The sequence below is a fragment of the Citrobacter sp. Cpo071 genome, assembly GCF_030332765.1.
Classification (GTDB): Bacteria; Pseudomonadota; Gammaproteobacteria; order Enterobacterales; family Enterobacteriaceae; genus Citrobacter; species Citrobacter portucalensis.
In genome coordinates this window covers 318,791-341,312 of the sequence record NZ_JAOWHE010000079.1, presented here as the reverse complement: position 1 = coordinate 341,312, position 22,522 = coordinate 318,791, and the positions used below count along the sequence as shown (strand labels likewise).

Here is a 22,522-nt window from a genome sequence, read left to right as displayed (position 1 = left end):
CTTTTTTCTATCGATTAATTACACGCTTTACCAGGGATAAATTTCGCGTCTTTATCCGCCATCAACGTTTTCACTTTCTCACCCGTATCCGGGTTTGACTCCAGCGTGAAATGCGCCTCAAGCGTCAGCAGTACGGACTGTCCGTTTTCCGCACGAGCGGCTAAATAGTCGCGTTCAAGCTGAGCATTATTCGCCACCGGCATCCGTTTACCCGTTGCGCAGTCGGTAAAGATTGCCGCGTCAGCCATATAGAAATACATGCCTCGCATCGGCATTGGCGTCACCGGTAAGCTGGCGGAAACCGGCTGGAGCGTGTAGTTAAACTGTGACTCAATCGGGTTACCTTCACGATCGAGCATTTCCAGCGCCTCGCCTTTAGCCCGGTAGTACGATTTTTCACCTTTGCTGTCGGTCAGCACCAGTTTGTCGGCTGTACGCGCCCATGTGCCATAAGAGGCAAATGAAGACGGTTCATCCCGCACGCCCTGATAGCGTTCGTTCATCACCCATGTACCGTCTTTTTCCAGAAACAGAGAGGTTTCAATCCCTTCGCAGTCCGCGCAAGGTAAGATGCCACGCCAGCTTTGCTGCATCGGTTTTAATTCTGCCGCCCGCGTCGGCTGTAGTACTTCAACTTCAGTACGGTTATTACAGCCGATCAAGGAAAAAAGCGTGCATGCAGCGACCACGGACAATATTGCTGTTTTCACTATCAATTCCTTATTAATTTTTATTCCCGCTCGTCAGTCTTGCGTTCGACGAACTCTCCCGCGCAGTGCTTTCACTGTGGATTTTTGCGCCTTCGATGACAACCTGCGCTCTTTCGAGGCGCGCGTAGGGCGAGTTGCCTGTCGGCTTTTTTGCACCGCGGTTAATTCTTTTATCACCGCCACCAGTCGGGAGATTGCCGCTTCCCGATTGAGCTCCTGGCTACGGTATTCCTGCGCCTTAATGATAATAATGCCATCGCCGCTAATCAGATGATGGCTGGCGGCCAGCAGGCGTTCCTTGTAATACTCTGGCAGGCTCGAGGCCCGAATGTCAAAGCGCAAATGGATAGCCGTCGAGGTCTTGTTAACGTGCTGACCACCCGCGCCTTGTGCCCGAATCGCCGTGATTTCCAGCTCATTATCAGGGATAGAGACGTTTCGGGAGAGAACAATCATGAACGCGGCTGCCACGCGGTCAGATGAATTTCCAGATTGTTCTGAGAGTCGGACAGCCAAATAGCGCCGTCCTGAATAGTCGCCTGCAGCGCCATTGTACGACCAGCAAAATCACTCAGTTGCGCCAGCTGTTCATCATCCAGATACCACACGGTGAGATTTTTAAACTGCGCACATTTGTTCTGGTTTTGCTGCCACCAGATCTGAGCCGCACGGCTGTTGTAGGCAAACAGAGCAACCTCACCAGACTGGGTACAGGCTTTCTTGATACGGCGCTCATCCGGCAGACCCAGCTCAATCCAAAGATCGATGCCCAGATGGTCGTTACGCAGCCATGCTTCAGGCTCGTCTTCCGCGCTCAGGCCACGCGTGAACTGCAGCCGTTCATCGGCATATTTAATCCAGGCCAGCAGGCGCAGCATCATGCGCTCCTGGGTTTCAGAGGGGTGACGCGCCAGCGTCAAGGCCGCGTCAAGAAACTGGTTGCGGTCAAGATCCGCTACGTTGACGACGGCTTTATAAATTGTCGCTTTAAGCGCCATGGGAGAACTCCTTTCGAATCAGGCGCACATTGTAGCGAAAACTGCGGCAAAAGGCTGCTAACTGCTCATCTATCAAGGCGCTGATATTGCTTGAATGAGTATGGTATAGTCACCTTGCTAAACAGAGTTTATCTTCGTAGGCTTAGACTTGCATCCACGGTTAAGTCAGAGTGCTGACAGGAGGGCATGTGGAAAAATATTGTGAGTTAATACGCAAGCGGTACGCGGAAATCGCCAGCGGAGACTTAGGGTATATCCCGGATGCGCTGGGTTGCGTATTGAAGGTGCTTAATGAAGTGGCGGCAGACAGCGCCCTTCCAGAGTCGGTCAGGGAAAAAGCGGCCTATGCTGCCGCGAACTTACTGGTGAGCGATTATGTCAATGAATGAAACGTATCAACCCATCAATTGCGATGATTACGACAATCTTGAACTCGCCTGCCAGCACCATTTGTTACTGACGCTGGCGTTAAAAGATGGCGAAGTTTTGCAGGCGAAAGCGAACGACCTGGTTTCACGCAAAAACGTGGAGTATCTGGTCGCAGATGTCGCAGGTGAAACCCGGGAGCTTCGCCTCGACAAAATTGCCAGCTTCAGCCACCCGCAGATCGGTACCGTGGTGGTCAGCGAATCCTGATTATTTTGGTGCCGGATGACGGTGCAAAGCACCTTATCCGGCCTACTTTCCACGCCAAACCAGACTCACGCCTTCTTCATCTTCCGCCGCTCCCTCACGCGTCACGAAAACCCCCGCAGCCGCAATCAACGTTTCGCCGTAAAACAGCAGCGGTGTGGTATCTCGTCGCCAGGGCGGGATCCCCTGCTCCTGCCAGATTTTCTTTAATTTCCGCCCACCGTTACGCCCGACAATATGCAATAACCCTGGTGCTTTGAAACGAATGCTGACAGCTTCATCCGCTTGCGGCATGCGCAATTCACCCGCAGAGATTAACTGAACCGAACCCAATCCGGCAGGCAGCGCCAACGGTGTTTTCCACTCTAGCCATGGGATAACGGTTTCACTTTGCCCATCGACTAACTTCACCCACCACAGCTGTGACTGATAACGGCGGACCTCGTACTCCCCGAGGCGAAAACAGGGTGAGGCATCTTCCCGTGCCAGCGCCACTTCCTGCCAGATACGTTCCAGTCCATCACGAGAAGGCATCGGCGCATTTAACCCCGCCAGCCAGCGACGAAGCAGCGCGGCACGACGCACATCGCTCATCATCATTAACGGTGCCAGTAACAGTGTGCCGTGGGCTGTGATGCAATTGGCTAAATCGCTGGCCAGCAGTTCATCCAGTAAACTCTCCTGCTCAGCACACAGCGCGGCGCTGCGGGCTACGGCTTGCGCGAAGTGCGGCCAGCGCTGTTGCAGCAATGGGGTAACGCGCAATCTGAGGAAATTGCGATCGTAGGTATCATCCTGATTGCTTTCATCTTCAATCCAGCATAATTCATGCTGCCGCGCCCATGCTTCAAGCGCCTCTCGCGTTTGCGCCAGCAGCGGTCGAATCAGCTGGGTTCCGGCGAACGGTGAGTTTTCACCCATGCCGGAAAGTCCGGCAGGGCCGCTGCCGCGCTTAAGCGCCAGCAAAAAGGTTTCACACTGGTCATCGAGATGCTGGGCGGTCATCAGCACCTCGCCCGGTAGTAAGGTCTGCGCAAATGCCTGATAGCGCGCGCGTCGCGCCTGAGCTTCGATGCCCAGGCCATCGTCCTCAAGGTGTACCCGCTCAACCACTAGCGGCACCTGCCACTGCATACATACTGACTCACAGTGCTGCACCCAAATGTCTGCATGTGGGCTTAATCCGTGATGAATATGGATTGCGCGTAAAGCGACCTCAGGATGCTGCGCTCGCCACTGCACCAGCTGATGTAGGAGTACTGTTGAGTCCAGCCCGCCGCTAAAGGCGACCAAAATCGATTGAGAATTCAGCAGTGAAGTGTTCAGCGTGAGTGTCGTCATGATGGTTACTTACAATGGCATTGCCCGGCACGTTACCGGGCTAACGCCACAATGACAAGCCTTACATCTCGTACAGTTCGAGGGGCAATCCGTCCGGATCGTTGAAAAACGTAAAGCGTTTACCGGTAAATGGATCGATACGTATGGATTCACACTTCACGTGGTGTGCTTCCAGATGCGCGATCGACTTTTCCACATCCTCCACGCTGAACGCCAGATGACGCAAACCGCAGGCTTCCGGTCGGCTCGGACGGCAAGGTGGAAACGGGAAAGAAAAAAGCTCAATCACATACTGGCCGTTCAATGCCAGATCGCCTTTCCACGAGTCTCTCTCTTCCCGATAGGCTTCGCTCATCAGTGTAAAGCCAAGCACATCGCAGTAAAATGCCTTACTCGCCGCGTAGTCCGTCGCAATAATGGCAATATGGTGAACCTGTTTTAATCCCAGCATAGCGTCATCGCCTCTTTCATTTTTCTGTCAGCACGTTACTCGTATGTCTTAGGGTCAGGCAAGTCGTTATGCCATTTTTAAGACTCTCACGCGATACACGCCATCCTCGCCCAGCTTAGCGCCATGGATATCGGTTTCAAATCCCGGGTAGCGCTGCCCCACTGAACACAGCATCAGAAGAAAATCGAGGACAGCCCGGCTTTTGGCAGTGATCATTTCCCCGGGCATCAAGAGCGGCACGCCTGGAGGATAAGGCAGGATCATATTGGCGGACACGCGTCCTACCAGTTGATCAAGCGCCACGGTTTCCACCTCACCTATGATCTGCCTCTGCCAGGCCTGGTGCGGTGTCATTTTCATTTCCGGCAAGGTATCAAATGCCCGCAGCATCAGTCCGGAGAGATCGTGCTGGCGGATCAGCTTATGGATCCCCTGTGCCAGATCCTGAATACGCATATTGCGATAGAAATCGGGATCTTCAGCATACAGATCCGGCAGCATATTTTTCACGCGTAAATTCAGATCGTACGAGCGCTTAAATTCCGTCAGGCCACGTAGCAGCCCCATCGCCCGGGTCTTATCTATGCCAATACTGAACAGGAACAACAGGTTATACGGTCCCGTTTTTTCGACGACGACGCCGCGTTCATCAAGGAATTTCGCCACCAGCGCCGCGGGGATCCCCTCTTCGCTCATATTTCCCTGTTCATCCATTCCCGGCGTCAGAATCGTGACCTTCACCGGGTCGAGGAACATGTGGTCGGCATCAGCATCAACAAATCCGTGCCAGTCTTCACCTGGCGCTACCGGCCAACATTCTGCTTCATCGACCTTTTCCGGCTGCCAGATATCAAAGAACCAGCCATCCGACTCTTCGCGCAGACGCTGCACTTCTTTACGGAAATGCAGCGCCCGTTCCACCGAACGATTGATTAACCGCTTGCCGGAATTGCCACGCAGCATTGCCGCCGCCGTTTCTATCGACGCCACAATCGGATAGCTCGGAGACGTGGAGGTGTGCATCATAAAGGCTTCGTTGAACGTGTCTTCATCATAGTCACCCTTAATGTGGATCAGCGAAGCCTGTGACAACGCCGCCAGCATCTTGTGGGTGGACTGTGTTTCAAAAATCACCTTTCCCGGTACCCGTTCGCCGCTCATCCCGCTTTTCCCCTGATAGATCGGATGAAAATGGGTATATGGCACCCAGGCTGAATCAAAATGGATGGAGGGCACATCCAGGGTTTGCTTGATCCAGTTGGTGTTATAAAGCAGCCCGTCATAGGTGGAGTTGGTGATCACCGCGTGTACCGGCCATTGCGCCTGAGTCGTCTCTTCTACCTTACGTTCAATACTTGCATGGGTAAATTCCCGACGGGGTATACCGCCGAGGATCCCCAACGCGTTACGCGTAGGCTTCAACCAGATAGGCACCACATCGCTCATCATCAGCAAATGCGCTAGCGACTTATGGCAGTTGCGGTCAATCAGTAGCGTACTGCCTGCAGGCGCAGCATACATGCCGACAATTTTGTTCGACGTCGAGGTGCCGTTGGTCACCATATAGCTCTGTTCGGCACCAAAAGTACGCGCGATATACTCCTCCGCTTCGAGGTGCGGACCGGTATGATCAAGCAATGAACCCAGTTCGGTTACGGAAATGGACACGTCGGCTTTCAGCGTATTGCCGCCAAAGAAATCATAGAACAGGCAGCCGACCGGGCTTTTCTGGTACGCCGTCCCCGCCATGTGCCCGGGCGTACAGAAGGTATACTTTCCTTCCTTCACATAGGTAAACAGCGCCTTGGTGAACGGAGGCGTGATGTTATCGAGGTATTCGCTGGTGTACTGGCGAATGCGGGTGGCAATGTCTTCAGACTGACCCAGCGCATACTCAAAAAACCACAGCGCCATGCGCAGGTCGTGCGCACTGACATCCATCGTCGAATGGGTATTAATAAAGGCGTAGAGCGGGAGATACTCGTTGAGCTGGTTGATGTCACTGCACAGCTCCAGGCTATATTCATCCCAGTCAAAAATGACGCCGCAAATTCGCGGGTTGTGTTCGATAAACTTCAGCAGGTCAACGCTATTCTGCGGCCAGATAATCTGAAATCCCTGCTGTTGCAGCGCACGTTCAAGTTCCTTGATGGGCTCATCTTTATAAAAGACGCCATGCGGTCCCATGATGGCAATGATATTCATGCGTTCCTCCTGGAAAAACCTTAGTTAATCATAGCCTGGCCAAACCACAGGTAAAAAAAAGGGCCACAACGTTGTGGCCCTTTTCGGAATTAATGTAGTTTACGCGTAACCGTAGCTCATCAGACGCTGGTAACGACGGTTTTTCAGATCGTCTTTGCTTAACACGTCAAGATCGGCGAGATCGGCCAGCAGCTGTGCTTTCAGGGACGCAGCCATCACTTCCGGATTGCGGTGTGCGCCGCCTAACGGTTCCGGAATGATAGAGTCGATAAGCTTCAGCTCTTTCAGACGCGGGGCAACAATTCCCATCGCTTCTGCGGCCAGCGGTGCTTTGTCGGCGCTTTTCCACAGAATGGAAGCACAACCTTCCGGGGAGATAACGGAATAGGTGCTGTATTGCAGCATATTCACTTTATCGCCTACACCGATCGCCAGTGCGCCACCGGAACCACCTTCACCGATAACGGTGCAGATTACCGGTACGCTCAGACGCGACATTTCACGCAGGTTGCGTGCGATCGCTTCTGACTGACCACGCTCTTCCGCGCCCACGCCCGGGTAAGCCCCTGGGGTGTCGATGAAGGTAATGATCGGCATGTTGAAACGCTCGGCCATTTCCATCAGACGCAGCGCTTTGCGATAGCCTTCCGGCGCTGGCATGCCGAAATTACGGCGAATCTTTTCTTTGGTCTCACGGCCTTTCTGATGACCAATGATCATCACCGGACGGCCATCCAGACGCGCGATACCGCCGACAATAGCTTTATCATCCGCATAGGCACGATCGCCCGCCAGCTCATCAAATTCATCAAACGCCAGGCGGACATAATCCAGGGTGTACGGACGCTGTGGATGGCGCGCCAGTTGGGCTACCTGCCATGCGCCAAGATCGGCGAAGATTTTACGCGTCAGTTCTACGCTTTTTTCACGCAGGCGATGCACTTCTTCATCGATGTTAATATCCAGTTTCTCATCCTGACGGCTAACCGCAGTCAAAGAATCGATTTTTGCTTCCAGCTCTGCAATCGGCTGTTCAAAATCAAGGAAATTCAGACTCATAGTATTCCTGTATTAGTCAAACTCCAGTTCCACCTGCTCCGAACCAATAAGGCCACGGAGATCGTTTAGCAAACGATCGCTCGGAGAGACACGCCACGTCGCGCCAAAACGCAACCGCGCACGTGCATCCGCCCTCTGATAGTAGAGATGTACTGGAATTGTCCCCGAGCGGTGGGGTTCCAGAGACTGACGGAGTCGGTTTAAAAGCTGGTCATCAATTTGCCTGTCCGTCAGCGAGATAGCAAGCCCGCGAGCATATTTTTCCCGGGCTTCGTCAATATCCATGACTTCACGGGCCATCATTTTAAGCCCGCCGCTGAAGTCATCAAAGCTGACCTGTCCGCTGACGATAAGTATGCGGTCTTTTTCCAGCAATTGCTGGTATTTATCCAGAGCATCGGTAAACAACATAACTTCCAGACGTCCGGAACGGTCATCCAGTGTACAGATGCCGATACGATTGCCGCGCTTGGTGACCATTACCCGCGCAGCAATGACGAGCCCCGCAGCCGTGGTGACTTTACCACGTTCTGTCGGATGCATGTCTTTCAGCCTGTAGCCTCCGACATAGCGCTCAATTTCTTTTAAATACTGGTTGATGGGGTGTCCCGTCAGGTAAAGCCCCAACGTTTCACGCTCACCATCTAATACCACCTGCTCCGGCCACGGTTGGCAACTGGCATAGGATTGTTCAATTTGCTCCGGTTCTTCCGCCAGCACGCCAAACATATCGGCCTGACCGATGGCTTCGGCTTTTGCATGCTGATCGGCGGCTTTTAGCGCATCGTTGAGCGAATTCATCAACGCCGCGCGATGCGGGCCAAGGCGATCAAACGCCCCGGACATGATTAGCTTTTCCAGCACCCGGCGGTTAAGTTTTTTGATATCCGTGCGCGCACAGAGATCAAACAACTCACGGAAGTAACCGCCTTCGTTACGCGCCTCAATAATAGCTTCAATTGGTCCTTCACCCACGCCTTTTATCGCGCCGATGCCATAAACAATCTCGCCATCATCATTCACGTGAAAATGGTAAAGCCCGGAGTTGATATCCGGCGGCAGGATTTTGAGCCCCATACGCCAGCATTCATCTACCAGCCCGACCACTTTCTCAGTGTTATCCATATCGGCGGTCATTACCGCCGCCATAAACTCAGCAGGATAATGCGCCTTCAGCCACAGCGTCTGGTAAGAGACCAGCGCATAGGCTGCGGAGTGCGATTTGTTAAATCCGTAACCGGCGAATTTCTCCACCAGGTCAAAGATTTTCATCGCCAGTTCGCCGTCTACGCCGCGCTTTTTCGCCCCTTCTTCAAAGGTGCCGCGCTGCTTAGCCATCTCTTCCGGCTTTTTCTTACCCATCGCACGACGCAGCATATCCGCGCCGCCAAGGGTGTACCCGGACAACTCCTGGGCAATCTGCATAACCTGTTCCTGATACAGGATAATGCCGTAGGTCGGCTCCAGTACCGGTTTCAGACACTCATGCTGCCATTGTACGTCCGGGTAGGAAATCTCTTCGCGACCATGCTTACGGTCGATAAAGTTATCTACCATCCCCGACTGTAGCGGACCTGGGCGGAACAGAGCCACCAGTGCGATCATGTCTTCGAAGCAGTCAGGCTGCAGACGTTTGATCAGGTCTTTCATACCGCGGGATTCAAGCTGGAAGACCGCCGTGGTCTCCGAGCGTTGCAGCATATCGAAGCTTTTCTTGTCATCCAGCGGGATAGCCGCAATATCCAGCGGTGGCTCACCGTTCTTTTCACGGCGCGCGTTGATCATTTCCAGCGCCCAGTTGATGATGGTGAGCGTACGCAGGCCGAGGAAGTCGAACTTCACAAGACCGGCATATTCCACGTCGTTCTTATCAAACTGAGTAACCGGGTGCAGCCCCTGCTCATCGCAGTACAGAGGCGCAAAATCAGTAATTTTTGTCGGTGCGATAACCACACCACCGGCGTGCTTACCAGCGTTACGCGTGACGCCTTCCAGCTTACGCGCCATATCGATCAGCGCTTTAACCTCTTCATCTGCCTCATAGATTTCCGGCAGTTGGGGTTCGGCTTCAAAGGCTTTTGCCAGCGTCATGCCCGGGTCGGGCGGCACCAGTTTCGAAATACGGTCAACGAAACCGTACGGATGCCCCAGCACGCGGCCCACGTCGCGGATAACAGCTTTTGCAGCCATCGTACCAAAGGTAATAATCTGCGAAACCGCATCACGACCGTACATTTCCGCCACGTGCTCGATAACCTGGTCGCGTTTCTCCATACAGAAGTCAACGTCGAAGTCGGGCATTGAGACACGTTCCGGGTTAAGGAAACGTTCGAACAGCAGGTCAAACTCCAGCGGATCGAGATCGGTAATTTTCAGCGCATAGGCGACAAGTGAGCCAGCGCCGGAACCACGTCCCGGGCCTACCGGTACGCCGTTATCTTTCGACCACTGGATAAATTCCATAACGATCAGGAAGTAGCCTGGGAATCCCATCTGGTTGATAACTTTAAGTTCAACTTCCAGACGTTCATCGTAAGGCGGGCGCTTCTGCGCACGAACTTCAGGGTCAGGGAACAAAAATTCGAGACGTTCTTCCAGCCCTTCGCGTGATTTCGCCACGAGGAAATCCTCGGTGGTCATATCGCCGGTCGGGAACTGCGGCAGGAAGTATTCGCCCAGACGCACCGTCACGTTGCAGCGTTTGGCTATCTCGACGGTGTTTTGCAGTGCTTCCGGAATATCGGAGAACAGCTCGCACATCTCATCTTCGCTGCGCATGTACTGCTGCGGCGAATAGTTACGCGGGCGTTTCGGGTCATCAAGGGTGAACCCGTCGTGGATTGCTACGCGGATTTCATGCGCGTCGAAATCTCCGGTTTCCAGGAAGCGGACATCGTTAGTCGCCACCACCGGTAGACCACGCGTTTCGGCCAGTGCTACGGCTGCATGCAGATAATTTTCTTCATCTTGCCTGCCGGTGCGAATCAGTTCGAGGAAATAGCAATTGGGAAAATGTTCTTCGTAAAACGCCACGCACTCGTCAACCAGTGCGCTATTGCCGCGCAGCAGGCTGCGTCCGACATCGCCCATGCGACCGCCGGAGAGCAAAATCAAACCTTCTTTTAGCTCAACCAACCAGTCCCGGTCGATAACCGGTCCTTCTGCGCCATAGCCGCGCTGATAGGCTTTCGAAATCAACAACGTCAGGTTCTGATAGCCGGTATTATTTGCGGCCAGCACGGTGAGCTGCGTGAGTTCATCGCCCAACAGCTCACTGCGGACATGAAAATCTGCGCCAACTATCGGCTTAATACCCGCACCGTGACCCGCTCCGTAAAACTTCACCAGACCACACAGGTTGGTAAAATCGGTGATCGCCAGCGCAGGCATGCCTAACGCGGCCGCCTTTTTCACCAGCGGTCCGGTTTTCGCCAGCCCATCGATCATGGAGTAGTCGCTGTGCACCCGTAGGTGGACGAAACGTGGTTCAGACATCTTCAGATTCCTTCGACACAAGAATCAGGACGAGAGTCCCAGTGCGCGTTTGACGGGGCCAAAGCTGCGGCGATGGTGCTCAGTCGCACCATGCAGTGCCAATTTTTCCAGATGAAATGCGGTTGGATAGCCTTTGTGCTGTGCAAAACCATACTGTGGAAAAACCGTATCCAGCGCCGCCATTTCAGCGTCACGGGTCACTTTTGCCAGAATCGATGCGGCGCTAATCTCCGCCACGCGGCTATCACCTTTGACCACCGCCATCGACGGTACCGGTAATGCCGGGCAACGATTGCCGTCAATCAGCACGTATTCAGGCGCAATATGCAGACCCGCAACCGCACGCTGCATGGCAAGCATGGTGGCATGCAAAATGTTCAGCTCGTCGATTTCATGCGGTTCCGCCCGACCCAGGCTCCAGCTTAACGCTTTTTCTTTAATTTCATCAAACAGCGCCAGGCGACGTTTTTCTGACAGTTTTTTTGAGTCGTTAAGACCGATAATAGGGCGAGCCGGATCCAGAATGACGGCGGCAGTGACGACTGCGCCAACCAAAGGGCCGCGCCCGACTTCATCCACACCCGCCACTAAATGCGTATGCGGATACACAAATTCAATCATTGCGCTAACTCCAGGACCGCATCCGCTGCCTGCTCATCAGCATTGCAACGGATCTGCTGGTGCAGTTCACGGAATATGTCGTGCATCGCATGGCTGGTTTTACCATTCGCCAGCAACGGCAATAGCGCTTGCGACAGCGCCTGCGGTTCACACTCTTCCTGCAACAGCTCTTTAACCAGTTCTCTTCCCGCCAGCAGGTTAGGTAGCGAAACGTAATCAGTCTTCACCAGACGCTTCGCCAGCCAGAAGGTGAAGGGTTTCATACGGTAGCCAACCACCATAGGGCATTTTGCCAGCATACATTCCAGCGCGGCGGTACCTGAAGCCAGCAGTGCGGCATCGCTGGCCACCATTGCTTCACGTCCCATCCCATTGAGCAGATGTACAGAAAGCTCCGGTGCAACTTCAGCTTTGATTCGCTCAAACTGCTCGCGACGTTTGGCATTCACCAACGGCACCACCACTTCGAGATCCGGATAATGCTGGCGTAATAGCTGCGCCGTTTTCAGAAAATCGGCGCTGAGCATCTCCACTTCTGCACCACGGCTTCCTGGCAGTAGTGCCAGGCAGTGAGCGTCATGGGGAATGCCCAGAACATCACGCGCCGCATTTTTATCCGGGTCCAACGGCATGGCATCTGCCATGGTATGACCGATAAAGCGGCACGGGACGTTAAATTTGTCATAAAACGCTTTTTCGAAAGGCAGAAAGGCCAGCACCATGTTGGTGGATCTGCCTATTTTGAAAACGCGTTTCTGTCGCCACGCCCAGACGGACGGACTGACATAATGAATGGTTTTAATGCCCTGTTTTTTCAAGTTCCCTTCGAGGGTAATATTGAAATCAGGCGCATCAATGCCGACGAAAACATCCGGCTTTAAGTCGGTGAATCGGCGAGTGAGGTCGGCACGAATATGCAGTAAACGGCGCAGGCGTCCGAGCACTTCAACAATGCCCATGACCGCCAGCTCTTCCATTTCGTACCAGGCTTCACAGCCTTCGGCCTGCATCAGCGGACCCGCCACGCCAACAAAGCGCGCATTGGGAACGCGAGCCTTGAGTGCACGGATTAACCCTGCACCAAGAATATCGCCGGAGGTTTCTCCGGCGACGAGGGCAATCGTTAAAGGACGCTGTTCAGTCATTAACGAATCAGGCCACGCGTTGAGCGCTCAAAGAAGTCGCTGAAAGCCTGAACTTCGGGATACTGTTTCGCCAGTTCCGCGATTTCGGGTTTCACTTCTTCCAGCGTTTTACCGCTACGGTACAACGCTTTGTAGGCGTTACGAATCGCGGTAATCGCTTCGCGGGTGAATCCACGACGCTTCAAACCTTCGATATTGACGCCAAACGGCGTCGCGTGGTTGCCCTGGGCGATAACGTACGGAGGCACGTCCTGGGCTACACCAGAACAGCCGCCAACCATCACATGTGCACCGATGATGCAGAACTGATGCACCGCAGTCATGCCGCCGATGATAACAAAATCATCAAGCGAAACATGTCCGGCAAGCGTGGCGTTATTCGCCAGAATACAGCGGTTGCCTACCGTACAATCATGCGCGACGTGCGCATTAATCATCAGTAAGTTATCGCTGCCCACCTTCGTCACTCCACCGCCCTGCACTGTGCCACGATGAATGGTGACGCTTTCGCGGATGCGGTTGCGATCGCCAATTTCCACACGGGTCGGTTCACCAGCATATTTAAGATCCTGGTTAACTTCACCGATGGAGGCAAACTGATAGATCTCGTTATCGCGACCAATTTTTGTATGGCCATTCACGACAACGTGAGACTTCAGTACGGTACCCTCACCAATTTCAACATGGGGTCCAACAATACAAAATGGGCCAATGTGAGCATTGGCACCAATGCTGGCGCCCTCTTCTACAATGGCGGTCGGGTGAATAAAGGCGGATTTATCAATCACGTATCAGGCCTCCCGGCTACGGGCACACATCATCGTTGCTTCGCACACAACTTTACCGTCGACCAGCGCAACCCCTTTAAAACGGGTCAGGCCACGGCGCGTTTTTTCGAAAGTCACTTCCATGATCATCTGATCGCCAGGCACGACAGGACGCTTAAAGCGTGCTTCATCAATACCCGCGAAATAATACAGTTCGCCTGGTTCCAGTTTTCCTACGCTTTTAAACGCGAGGATACCGGTAGCCTGTGCCATCGCTTCCAGAATCAATACGCCAGGGAAAATAGGTTTACCCGGGAAGTGGCCCTGAAAGAAAGGCTCATTAACGGATACATTTTTCACTGCGCGCAGAAAACGACCTTCTTCAAAATCCAGCACGCGGTCAACCAGCAAAAACGGAAAACGGTGCGGCAGAAGTTCTAAAATCTCTTCAATATGCAGAGTATGAGTGTTAGTAGTCAAAATACTCTTCCTGTCAAAATATACTAAAAGGCAATAATAACACGGCCTGTCGCAATCGTATGAATGGGACAGGCCGAAAAGTCAGACATGCAAAAACGGTGCTTTAGTCTTGTTGATTAACCTTGCGCTCAATCGCTTTGAGGCGCTTGCTCATATCATCAATATTCATCACCAGTGCAGCTGTTTTACGCCATACCTTGTTGGGTTGTAGCGGAATGCCTGAGGAGTAGACGCCAGGTTCAGTGATAGGACGCATCACCATACCCATGCCAGTTACCGTAACTTTGTCGCATATTTCCATATGCCCATTGATCACGCTGGCACCGCCAATCATGCAATAACGGCCAATCTTCAGGCTACCCGCCATAATGACGCCACCGGCTACCGCCGTATTGTCGCCAATCACAACGTTATGCGCAATCTGGCACTGGTTATCAATGATAACACCATTACCGATCACAGTATCGTCCAGAGCACCACGGTCAATGGTGGTACAAGCGCCGATCTCGACGCGATCGCCGATAATCACGCGACCAAGCTGGGGGATCTTCACCCAGTTACCACGATCGTTCGCGTAACCAAATCCATCAGATCCAACGACAGTGCTGGACTGGATCAGGCAATTTTCACCGATCTGGATGTCGTGGTAAATCGTCACATTCGCCCACAAGCGTGAACCTGCACCGATTTTGGTATTTTTTCCGACGAAGCAACCTGCACCGATAACCACGTTATCGCCCAGTTCTACGCCAGACTCAATGACCGCATTTGCGCCCACAGAGACATTATTACCCAGCTTCGCCGTTGCATCGATCACTGCACTGGGTGCAATGTTCTGTGCAGGCTGAGGCGTGGTATCTAAAATTTGCGCCATACGTGCATAGGTCAGGTAGGGATTCTTCACTACCAGCGCCGCACTCTTAGCAAAAGGAAGATCGTCCTGCGTCATCACAACGGCAGACGCCTGGCATACGCCTAAATGTTCACGGTATTTAGGATTCACCATGAACGTGATATTGCCAGTTTGCGCAGATTGCATGGACGCTACGCCGGTGATGACGATATCGCCATCACCGTGTAATTCTGCATCCAACTGCTCTGCTAAATCAGCCAGTCGAATTGAAGGCATTACTTATTTAACCTGTTTCAGTACGTCAGCGGTGATGTCTTTTACATCGCTGCTGTTGTATGCAACGGTGTTTGCGTCAACGACCAGATCAATGCTCTGGCTGCTGGCAACAGATTTCACAGCTGTCTGGATACGAGTAACCAGTTTGCCACGTTCTTCGTTGGAACGACGTGCACGATCCTGCTCGAAAGCCTGAGCTTTCTGAGAGAAAGTCTGGCGCTGAGCCATGACGTCTTTTTCCAGCTTGGTACGATCGCTACCTGCTTTCATTGATTGCAGACGCTGCATTTTAGATTGCAGATCGGATTCCATACGCTGCAGTTCGCTGGCACGGCCTTTGAACTCGTTTTCCAGCGTAGCAGAAACACCCGTCTTCTGTGCAACCTGTTGGAACAGGCTACCCATATTGACGATTGCAATTTTGTCAGCAGCCTGTGCGGACGTTGCCATCGCTAAACCGAGACCTGCAGCTAATAACCACTTTTTCACAATTAACTCCTTACCATCCCATTTGCACCCGAAGGTGCAGTTCTTTGCGTGGCCAGGCGATCCCATGCAAGATCGCCTAAAGTCATCGCTACACTACCACTACATTCCTTTGCGAAGAACAGTTACCAGGTTTTACCAATGTTAAACTGGAACTGTTCCGCTTTGTCTCCATCGTACTTCTTGAACGGCTGGGCGTAGGAGAAAACCAACGGCCCCAATGGGGACATCCATTGTAACGCGATACCCGCTGACATACGGATATTGCTCGGATCACTATAGTCCGGCACATCCGACGGCGCAGATGACGGATCCCAGTTCGTATCCCAAACGGTACCCATATCCCAGAAGAAGGAGGTACGGACCGAGTTAGCATACTTATCGCTGATGAACGGCGTCGGGGTAATAAATTCCAGGCTGGCGACAGCCATGGCGTTACCACCTACCGCATCATCTGATTTACAGCCTGAAGCCTGAGTACATTCTTCGTTATCACCGTCGTCCCAGTCAGTTCTGGCACCATTTTTATAAACCGCTTTCGGACCAATGGTGTTGGACTGGAAGCCACGCACGGTACTGGAACCACCGGCGTAGAAGTTCTCGTAGAACGGCATCTCTTTGCTGCCAATGCCATCCCCATAACCTACCTTGGTACGGCCCAGAACAACCCACTTGTGATCGTCATCGATCGGCACATAGGTCGCGGTATCCATCGACAGTTTGTAGTATTCGTTGTCTGAACCCGGAATGGTGACTTTACCGTTCAGGTTGACACGCGAACCGTCTGTCGGGAAATAACCACGGTCTAACTTGTTGTATGTCCAACCGTAGTTAAAGGTGAAATCATCAGCGGCAAAACTGCTGGTATCAGCGGATTGTCCCATCGACTCAAGATAACGATCCATTGCGATCTGCGGCTGCATATTGGACAGTTTGTTATGTACATAACCCAGGCCCGCACGCAACGTGTTGTATTCGTTGACCGGGAAGCCCAGCGTCACGTCTGTACCATAACTTTTGTTGGTATAGTCGGACAGGTCTGCATCATCCGCTTCAAAGTCGTTATAGAAGACGCGGCCACCAAGGCTCACACCATCAACGGTGAAGTACGGGTTAGTGACAGACAACTCAGTATAGGTCTGGTAGTCGTTTTTGGTGCCGTTAATCCCGACAGAATAACCGGTACCTAACCAGTTATCTTGCTGAACGCCAGCCTGGAAACTCACGCCGCTCTCGGTACCGTAACCGACGCCGAAGTTAAAGCTACCGGTGTTACGCTCTTTGACCTTGTAGACCACATCAACCTGATCCGGACGGCCTGGAACACGCTGAGTATCGGTATCAACGGTTTCAAAGTAACCCAGACGGTTCAGACGCTCTTTACCCTGATCGACCAGATCGCTGCCCAACCATGCACCTTCCATCTGACGCATTTCGCGACGCAGAACGGAATCTTTAGAAGTGTCGTTACCTTCAAAACGGATCTTACGCACATAGAAACGGTTACCCGCATCCACGTTTACACGTAATTTAACGGTTTTGTCGGCGTCATTGATTTCAGGCTGCGACTGTACGCGCGGATAGGCATAGCCATAGCGACCCAGAAGCTTCTTGATATCATCTTCCATTTTGGTCACTTTGGTGCCGTTATAGAGTTCACCTGGCTCGATCTTCGTCAGGGTCTCAATTTCGGCGGAGTGCCCGGCCAGGTTACCGCTCACCTGAACCCCAGAAAGCTTGTACTGCTCGCCTTCAGTGATGTTAACGGTGATGTAGATGCCTTTTTTATCCGGCGTCAGGCTGACCTGAGTGGAATCAATGTTGAAACGAGCATAACCGCGATCCAGATAGTAGCTACGCAGGGTTTCAAGGTCGCCCGCCAGCTTCTGTTTCTGGTATTTACGATCGCCCACCACGTTCCACCACGGCACTTCGTCACGCAACTGGAAGTGAGAGATAAGTTCGTCAGTCGAGAAGGCATGGTTGCCGACGATATTGATCTGTTGGATCTTCGCCGAAACACCTTCCTGGAAGACCAGCTTGAGGTCAACGCGGTTACGCGGCAACGGCGTCACCACCGCTTTCACACTGGCGCTGTACTTACCGACGCTATAGTAGAAATCTTCCAGGCCCTTTTCGATATCGGCAAGCGTTGTGCGATCCAGAGACTCGCCAACACGCACGCCAGACGCCTCGAGGTTTTGCTTCAGCATGTCATCTTTCACCGATTTGTTACCGGAGAAAGTGATGCTGGCAATCGTCGGACGTTCTTTTACCTGAACCAGAAGGGTATCACCATCGCGCAGGACGCGGACATCCTCAAAGTTTCCGGTGGCGAACAGAGCACGAATGGTATTACTGATGTCTTCATCATTAACCGTGTCGCCTGTGCGCACCGGCATACTGAGGAGAGCCGCACCAACGGCGACTCGCTGTAGGCCTTCGAAATGAATGTCCTTCACTACGAACCCTTCAGCACCGTATACGGTGGCGCTGCTAAACAGCAGCGACGCTATGAGCAACTTTTTCATCGCCATCGTTATTATGCGTTCTTCCTAACACTCTCTTACAACCGAGAGAAATCATTGAAAAGTGCAAGCCCCATTAACAACACCAGCAAGATAGAGCCAATGCGATAACTAAAGTCTTGAACCCGCTCGGATACCGGACCGCCCTTCAGCTTTTCTATCGCCAGGAACAGCAGATGCCCCCCGTCAAGAACGGGCAACGGAAACAGGTTGATTATCCCTAAGTTCACGCTGATAAGCGCAAGGAACATCAGGTAATAAATAATCCCGAACTCCGCTGACATCCCAGCCCCCTGGGCGATAGAAATCGGCCCACTGAGGTTGTTCAGTTTTACATCACCGGTAATCAATTTTCCCAGCATACTGACCGTCAGCTTCATCAACTGCCACGTTTTATCCGAGGCTTCGAGGATGGCGCTGAATGGCCCATACTGGCGTACAGTCTTATACTCATCAGGCAGAGGAATAACTTTAGGCACCACGCCCGCAAACCCTTCTGCCTTACCGTTAACCTGTTTTGAATCTGGGGTTAACGTTAAAGACAAGGAACTTCCTTGTCTTTCAATATTTAGCGCTAACGGCGTATCCGGATTATCGCGCACCAGCGTCACGAACGTCATCCATTGCGTCAGCGACTGACCATTGACTTTAACGATCCTGTCGCCAGCTTGCAAACCTGCCTTACTTGCAGCGGAGTTAACCTGCACTTCTGACAGTACCGGTTCAATCTGCGGACCGCGCGGACGCATGCCCAAACTAGAGACAGGATCCTCTTTGTCTGGCTCAAATGCCCAATGGCGTAAATCCAGCGTTTTGTCCTGTCGCTGGTTACTGCCAAACTGCGCCACGCTGAGGGTCGTATGCTCATCGCCAATTTTGGATACCAGTTGCAATCGCACGGCATCCCAATCAGGGGTTTCGATGCCATCAACCGCTTTTAGTTCCGTACCCGGCTGAATTTGCGCCTGTGCAGCAATCGAGTTGGGTGTTATTTCACCAACAACCGGACGAACGCCAGGGACACCAATGATAAACACCAGCCAATAAGCAAAAATAGCAAAAAGGAAGTTTGCAATCGGACCCGCGGCGATAATAGCAGCACGTTGTCCAACCGTTTTATTGTTGAAGGCGTAATGGCGCAATTCCGGTGCGACCGGTTCAGCGCGCTCATCCAGCATTTTGACGTAACCGCCGAGGGGAATCATGGCGATGACGTATTCCGTACCTGATTTATCGGTACGCCGCCAAAGCGCTTTTCCAAAGCCAATGGAAAAGCGTTCGACGCGGACTCCGCAGCGCCGTGCAACCCAGAAATGACCAAATTCATGCACGGTGATAAGCACACCAAGTGCGATGATGAATGCAGCCAAATTCCAGAGAATACTCAGCATAAGACCATCCGTTAGAGCGTCCTGAACACCAGTAACAACAGGCAGGCAAAGACCGGTACCGCAGCCGTCAGGCTATCAATACGATCCAGAATACCGCCGTGTCCTGGAATTAAGTGACCACTGTCCTTAATACCTGCTTCACGCTTAAACATACTCTCGGTCAGGTCACCCAGCACGGAGGCCAGGGCTGCAACGATGGAGCAAATGAGCAAGGTGACAGGCGCAACTTCAAGATTCGCCCACATGCCATAACCCCATGAGATCACGGCCGCAGTGGCGAGTCCGCCAAAAAAACCCTGCCAGGTTTTACCAGGAGAAACCTTCGGGGCCAGCTTATGTTTGCCAAACAGCTTACCAAACATATACGCACCAGAGTCCGCTCCCCAGACGAGGATCATGACATACAGCAGCCATAGCGCGCCACTATAATGATTCTCATCATAGTGCCATGCACGCAGCGCCAGCATTCCCCAAAAGAACGGGACAATGGTTAACACGCCGAAAATTATGCGTAATGTTTTGGAATTACGCCAGACCGACGCAGACCCTGGGTAAAACAATACCAGTAACAGCGCTACGACCCACCAGCCCAGCGACGCCCACAGCGATACTTCAACCAGCGGTTGATGGATATCGCGATGGTACTCTGGCAGCAAAAATAGCATCAGTGCCAGCAATAGCCCGCACAAAACCGCCAGCCAGACTCGCTGCGTACGCGTGGTAAAACCGCTTAACTGTCCCCATTCCCAGGCGGCCAACATACAGACGACCAACGTAACAATGGCGAACCCCACCGGCGGCAGCAAAAACAGCGCCGCGATGACAACGGGTATTAAAACAAAAGCAGAAATCAGGCGATACTTCAGCAAAAGCGACCCCCATCAGGCTTTTTCATCACCGGGTTCGGTGCCGCCGAAACGACGCTCACGATTAGCAAAGGCATGCAGCGCACCTTCAAAGTCTTGTTCATCGAAATCGGGCCAGAGAACATCGGTAAAGTAAAGTTCGGCGTAGGCAATTTGCCACAACAGAAAATTACTAATTCGGTGCTCTCCCCCAGTCCTTATCACTAAATCCACAGGAGCCAGCTCATGCATACAAATTTGCTGCCCAAGCATCTCTTCATCGATTTGCTCAGGATGCAGCACACCGTCCTGCACCTGTTGTGCCAGTTGCCTGACTCCCTGGACAATATCCCACCGTCCACCGTAATTCGCTGCAATATTCAGCGTCAACCCGGTATTCTGGGCGGTAATCGCTTCTGATTTGCGAATCCGTTCTTGCAAACGTGAGTTAAATCGACTGATATCCCCGATAATACGCAGGCGTACGTTATGGCGATGCAGGTTTTTCACTTCGCTATCAAGTGCCCACACAAACAGTTCCATTAACGCGCTCACTTCCTGCGCAGGTCGGTTCCAGTTCTCACTGCTAAAGGCATACAGCGTTAACGCATCAATACCGTTATTGGCAGCAAAAGAGACAGCCCGGCGGACGGATTTTGCTCCAGCCTTATGCCCAAAGGCGCGAATCTTCCCTTGCTTTTTCGCCCAGCGGCCATTGCCATCCATGATAATTGCGACATGGCGACAACCATGTGCTGGCAAATTTTCGCTTAATGGTTTAGTTGCAGACAACATAACGCGTTATTAGTCCCTGAAAGGATTTACGGTACTCAGGAATACTGAAGCCTATCCACAAAAAAGCCGTGTCAAACCACGGCTTACCCGACCGAAAAAAAGCAAATACCCGCGATCGGGTGGCGCAGACTATATCACTGAAGCCCAACGCTAACAAATAGCACGATTCTCCGTAGAGGGATTATCATCAGCTTGAGAGTCGCATCACTTCTTTTCTGGCGACTTCCCGCGCGATGGCATCGACCTTCAACACGTCGTCAACGCTCTGCGGTTCCTGCAAATCCATCTTATCCAGTACAGATAAATTGAGATCGGCAATATCGGTAAATCGGATCTGCTGCGCCAGGAATGCGGCAACGGTAATTTCATTCGCGGCATTGAGTGCGGTCGTCGCCGCCTGACCTTGCTCAAACGCGTCCATCGCCAGTTTCAGGCACGGATAACGCTGGTAATCAGGTGCGGAAAACGTCAACGCACTGAGTTTGCAAAAGTCGACAGGCTTAACACCGGACGTCACACGTTCTGGCCATGCCATCGTATGGGCAATAGGTGTACGCATATCAGGTTCACCCAACTGCGCCAGAACACTACCATCCTGATAACGGACCATCGAATGAATAACCGACTGCGGGTGAATCAGCACTTCCATCTGGCTTGCACTGGCATTAAATAACCAACGCGCTTCAATGTATTCCAGACCTTTGTTCATCATGGTGGCGGAATCGACAGAGATTTTTCGTCCCATCGACCAATTCGGATGACGGCATGCCTGATCGGGGGTCATAGAGACCAGATCGCGCAATGGCGTTTCACGGAATGGGCCACCAGACCCGGTAAGCAGAACTGACATGACGCCGTTTTGCTCAAGGTCAGCGTATCCCAGATTGTGTTGGATAGGTTGCGGTAAACTCTGAAAAATCGCGTTATGCTCGCTATCTACCGGCAAAAGCTGCGCTTTGTGGCGTTTCACGTCGTCCATAAACAGACGACCGCAGGTCACCAGAGATTCTTTATTCGCCAGCAAAATGCTTTTGCTCGCACGAATTGCCGCCAGCGTCGGCAGCAAACCCGCTGCGCCGACAATCGCCGCCATGACCTGATCAACATCATCCAGCGCAGCCATATCACAGGCAGCCTGCTGCCCGCTCATCACCTCGGTACGGCTACCCTGTGCCAAAAGAGCAGCTTTTACCTGTGCCGCGCTTTTTTCATCATCCATTACCGCATAGCGAGGCGCAAACTCCAGGCATTGCTCTACCATACGGGCAACATTTTTACCCGCCACCAACGCAGCAACACGAAATTTTTCCGGGTTATGGCGTACTACATCCAGCGTACTGCAACCAATGGAACCGGTTGATCCCAGGATGGTTAATTGCTTCATCGGACATCCAGAAGAATTTTACTCGTCATACTTCAAGTTGCATGTACGTTGGCTTTACT

21 protein-coding genes are annotated in these 22,522 nt (G+C 52.5%); 2 read left to right on the top strand and 19 right to left on the bottom strand.

Going from position 1 to position 22,522, the window contains the following annotated elements:
• Window positions 1–14: 14 nt before the first annotated feature.
• From nlpE to OGY09_RS12035, 3 genes are read right to left on the bottom strand one after another with little or no spacing between them, the layout of a single operon-like run.
• Window positions 15–713, bottom strand: a complete 699-nt coding sequence (nlpE, locus tag OGY09_RS12045) for an envelope stress response activation lipoprotein NlpE (RefSeq protein WP_085951559.1) — start codon at window positions 711–713, stop codon at window positions 15–17.
• Window positions 714–743: 30 nt separating this feature from the next.
• Entirely contained in the window at window positions 744–1,166 is a 423-nt protein-coding gene (gene arfB, locus OGY09_RS12040) for an alternative ribosome rescue aminoacyl-tRNA hydrolase ArfB (protein WP_032942412.1), read from the bottom strand.
• Window positions 1,163–1,708, bottom strand: a complete 546-nt coding sequence (locus tag OGY09_RS12035) for a YaeQ family protein (protein WP_003018497.1) — start codon at window positions 1,706–1,708, stop codon at window positions 1,163–1,165. The genes arfB and OGY09_RS12035 overlap by 4 nt, the downstream gene beginning before the upstream one ends.
• 188 nt (window positions 1,709–1,896) lie before the next feature.
• Between OGY09_RS12035 and OGY09_RS12030 the strand changes: the two genes are divergently transcribed.
• Both OGY09_RS12030 and rof read left to right on the top strand, forming a co-directional pair.
• Window positions 1,897–2,097, top strand: a complete 201-nt coding sequence (locus tag OGY09_RS12030) for a YaeP family protein (RefSeq protein ID WP_003018499.1) — start codon at window positions 1,897–1,899, stop codon at window positions 2,095–2,097.
• Complete coding sequence (gene rof, locus OGY09_RS12025; protein ID WP_003018503.1) at window positions 2,084–2,344, top strand: Rho-binding antiterminator; 261 nt, start codon at window positions 2,084–2,086, stop codon at window positions 2,342–2,344. The genes OGY09_RS12030 and rof overlap by 14 nt, the downstream gene beginning before the upstream one ends.
• A 42-nt stretch (window positions 2,345–2,386) precedes the next feature.
• On the opposite strand, the gene tilS is transcribed toward rof, so the two are convergent.
• The 16 genes from tilS to ispC all read right to left on the bottom strand — a co-directional run bounded on the left by tilS (window position 2,387) and on the right by ispC (window position 22,463).
• Complete coding sequence (gene tilS / locus OGY09_RS12020; protein WP_275399083.1) at window positions 2,387–3,682, bottom strand: tRNA lysidine(34) synthetase TilS; 1,296 nt, start codon at window positions 3,680–3,682, stop codon at window positions 2,387–2,389.
• 61 nt (window positions 3,683–3,743) lie between these two features.
• Entirely contained in the window at window positions 3,744–4,133 is a 390-nt protein-coding gene (locus OGY09_RS12015) for a VOC family protein (protein WP_008786273.1), read from the bottom strand.
• A 66-nt stretch (window positions 4,134–4,199) separates the two neighbouring features.
• Complete coding sequence (gene ldcC / locus OGY09_RS12010) at window positions 4,200–6,338, bottom strand: lysine decarboxylase LdcC (RefSeq protein WP_275399082.1); 2,139 nt, start codon at window positions 6,336–6,338, stop codon at window positions 4,200–4,202.
• 99 nt (window positions 6,339–6,437) lie between these two features.
• A complete protein-coding gene (gene accA, locus OGY09_RS12005; protein ID WP_003829164.1) occupies window positions 6,438–7,397 on the bottom strand; it encodes an acetyl-CoA carboxylase carboxyl transferase subunit alpha in 960 nt (319 codons plus the stop codon).
• 12 nt (window positions 7,398–7,409) lie between these two features.
• Window positions 7,410–10,892, bottom strand: coding sequence for a DNA polymerase III subunit alpha (gene dnaE / locus OGY09_RS12000; protein WP_008786271.1), 3,483 nt, complete (start codon window positions 10,890–10,892; stop codon window positions 7,410–7,412).
• A gap of 24 nt (window positions 10,893–10,916) precedes the next feature.
• Entirely contained in the window at window positions 10,917–11,513 is a 597-nt protein-coding gene (gene rnhB, locus OGY09_RS11995; protein ID WP_003018518.1) for a ribonuclease HII, read from the bottom strand.
• Window positions 11,510–12,658: a lipid-A-disaccharide synthase gene (lpxB, locus tag OGY09_RS11990; protein ID WP_032942407.1), complete on the bottom strand. Its 1,149-nt coding sequence runs from the start codon at window positions 12,656–12,658 to the stop codon at window positions 11,510–11,512. Before lpxB ends, rnhB begins: the two co-directional genes overlap by 4 nt.
• Window positions 12,658–13,446, bottom strand: coding sequence for an acyl-ACP--UDP-N-acetylglucosamine O-acyltransferase (lpxA, locus tag OGY09_RS11985; RefSeq protein ID WP_003018525.1), 789 nt, complete (start codon window positions 13,444–13,446; stop codon window positions 12,658–12,660). Before lpxA ends, lpxB begins: the two co-directional genes overlap by 1 nt.
• 3 nt (window positions 13,447–13,449) lie before the next feature.
• Window positions 13,450–13,905, bottom strand: coding sequence for a 3-hydroxyacyl-ACP dehydratase FabZ (fabZ, locus tag OGY09_RS11980; RefSeq protein ID WP_003018528.1), 456 nt, complete (start codon window positions 13,903–13,905; stop codon window positions 13,450–13,452).
• 103 nt (window positions 13,906–14,008) lie between these two features.
• Window positions 14,009–15,034 carry a UDP-3-O-(3-hydroxymyristoyl)glucosamine N-acyltransferase gene (gene lpxD, locus OGY09_RS11975; protein ID WP_003018531.1) on the bottom strand — a complete coding sequence of 342 codons (1,026 nt, stop codon included), beginning with the start codon at window positions 15,032–15,034 and terminating at the stop codon, window positions 14,009–14,011.
• 3 nt (window positions 15,035–15,037) lie between these two features.
• Entirely contained in the window at window positions 15,038–15,523 is a 486-nt protein-coding gene (skp, locus tag OGY09_RS11970; RefSeq protein ID WP_003018533.1) for a molecular chaperone Skp, read from the bottom strand.
• 122 nt (window positions 15,524–15,645) lie between these two features.
• Window positions 15,646–18,057 carry an outer membrane protein assembly factor BamA gene (gene bamA, locus OGY09_RS11965; RefSeq protein ID WP_032942405.1) on the bottom strand — a complete coding sequence of 804 codons (2,412 nt, stop codon included), beginning with the start codon at window positions 18,055–18,057 and terminating at the stop codon, window positions 15,646–15,648.
• A gap of 29 nt (window positions 18,058–18,086) precedes the next feature.
• Complete coding sequence (gene rseP, locus OGY09_RS11960) at window positions 18,087–19,439, bottom strand: sigma E protease regulator RseP (protein ID WP_032942403.1); 1,353 nt, start codon at window positions 19,437–19,439, stop codon at window positions 18,087–18,089.
• Between the two features lie 11 nt (window positions 19,440–19,450).
• Window positions 19,451–20,308 (bottom strand): phosphatidate cytidylyltransferase, encoded by an 858-nt coding sequence (gene cdsA / locus OGY09_RS11955; RefSeq protein WP_008786267.1) that lies wholly within the window; start codon window positions 20,306–20,308, stop codon window positions 19,451–19,453.
• 12 nt (window positions 20,309–20,320) lie between these two features.
• Window positions 20,321–21,079 (bottom strand): (2E,6E)-farnesyl-diphosphate-specific ditrans,polycis-undecaprenyl-diphosphate synthase, encoded by a 759-nt coding sequence (gene ispU, locus OGY09_RS11950; RefSeq protein WP_008786266.1) that lies wholly within the window; start codon window positions 21,077–21,079, stop codon window positions 20,321–20,323.
• Window positions 21,080–21,266: 187 nt separating this feature from the next.
• Complete coding sequence (gene ispC, locus OGY09_RS11945; protein WP_003829176.1) at window positions 21,267–22,463, bottom strand: 1-deoxy-D-xylulose-5-phosphate reductoisomerase; 1,197 nt, start codon at window positions 22,461–22,463, stop codon at window positions 21,267–21,269.
• Window positions 22,464–22,522: the final 59 nt, after the last annotated feature.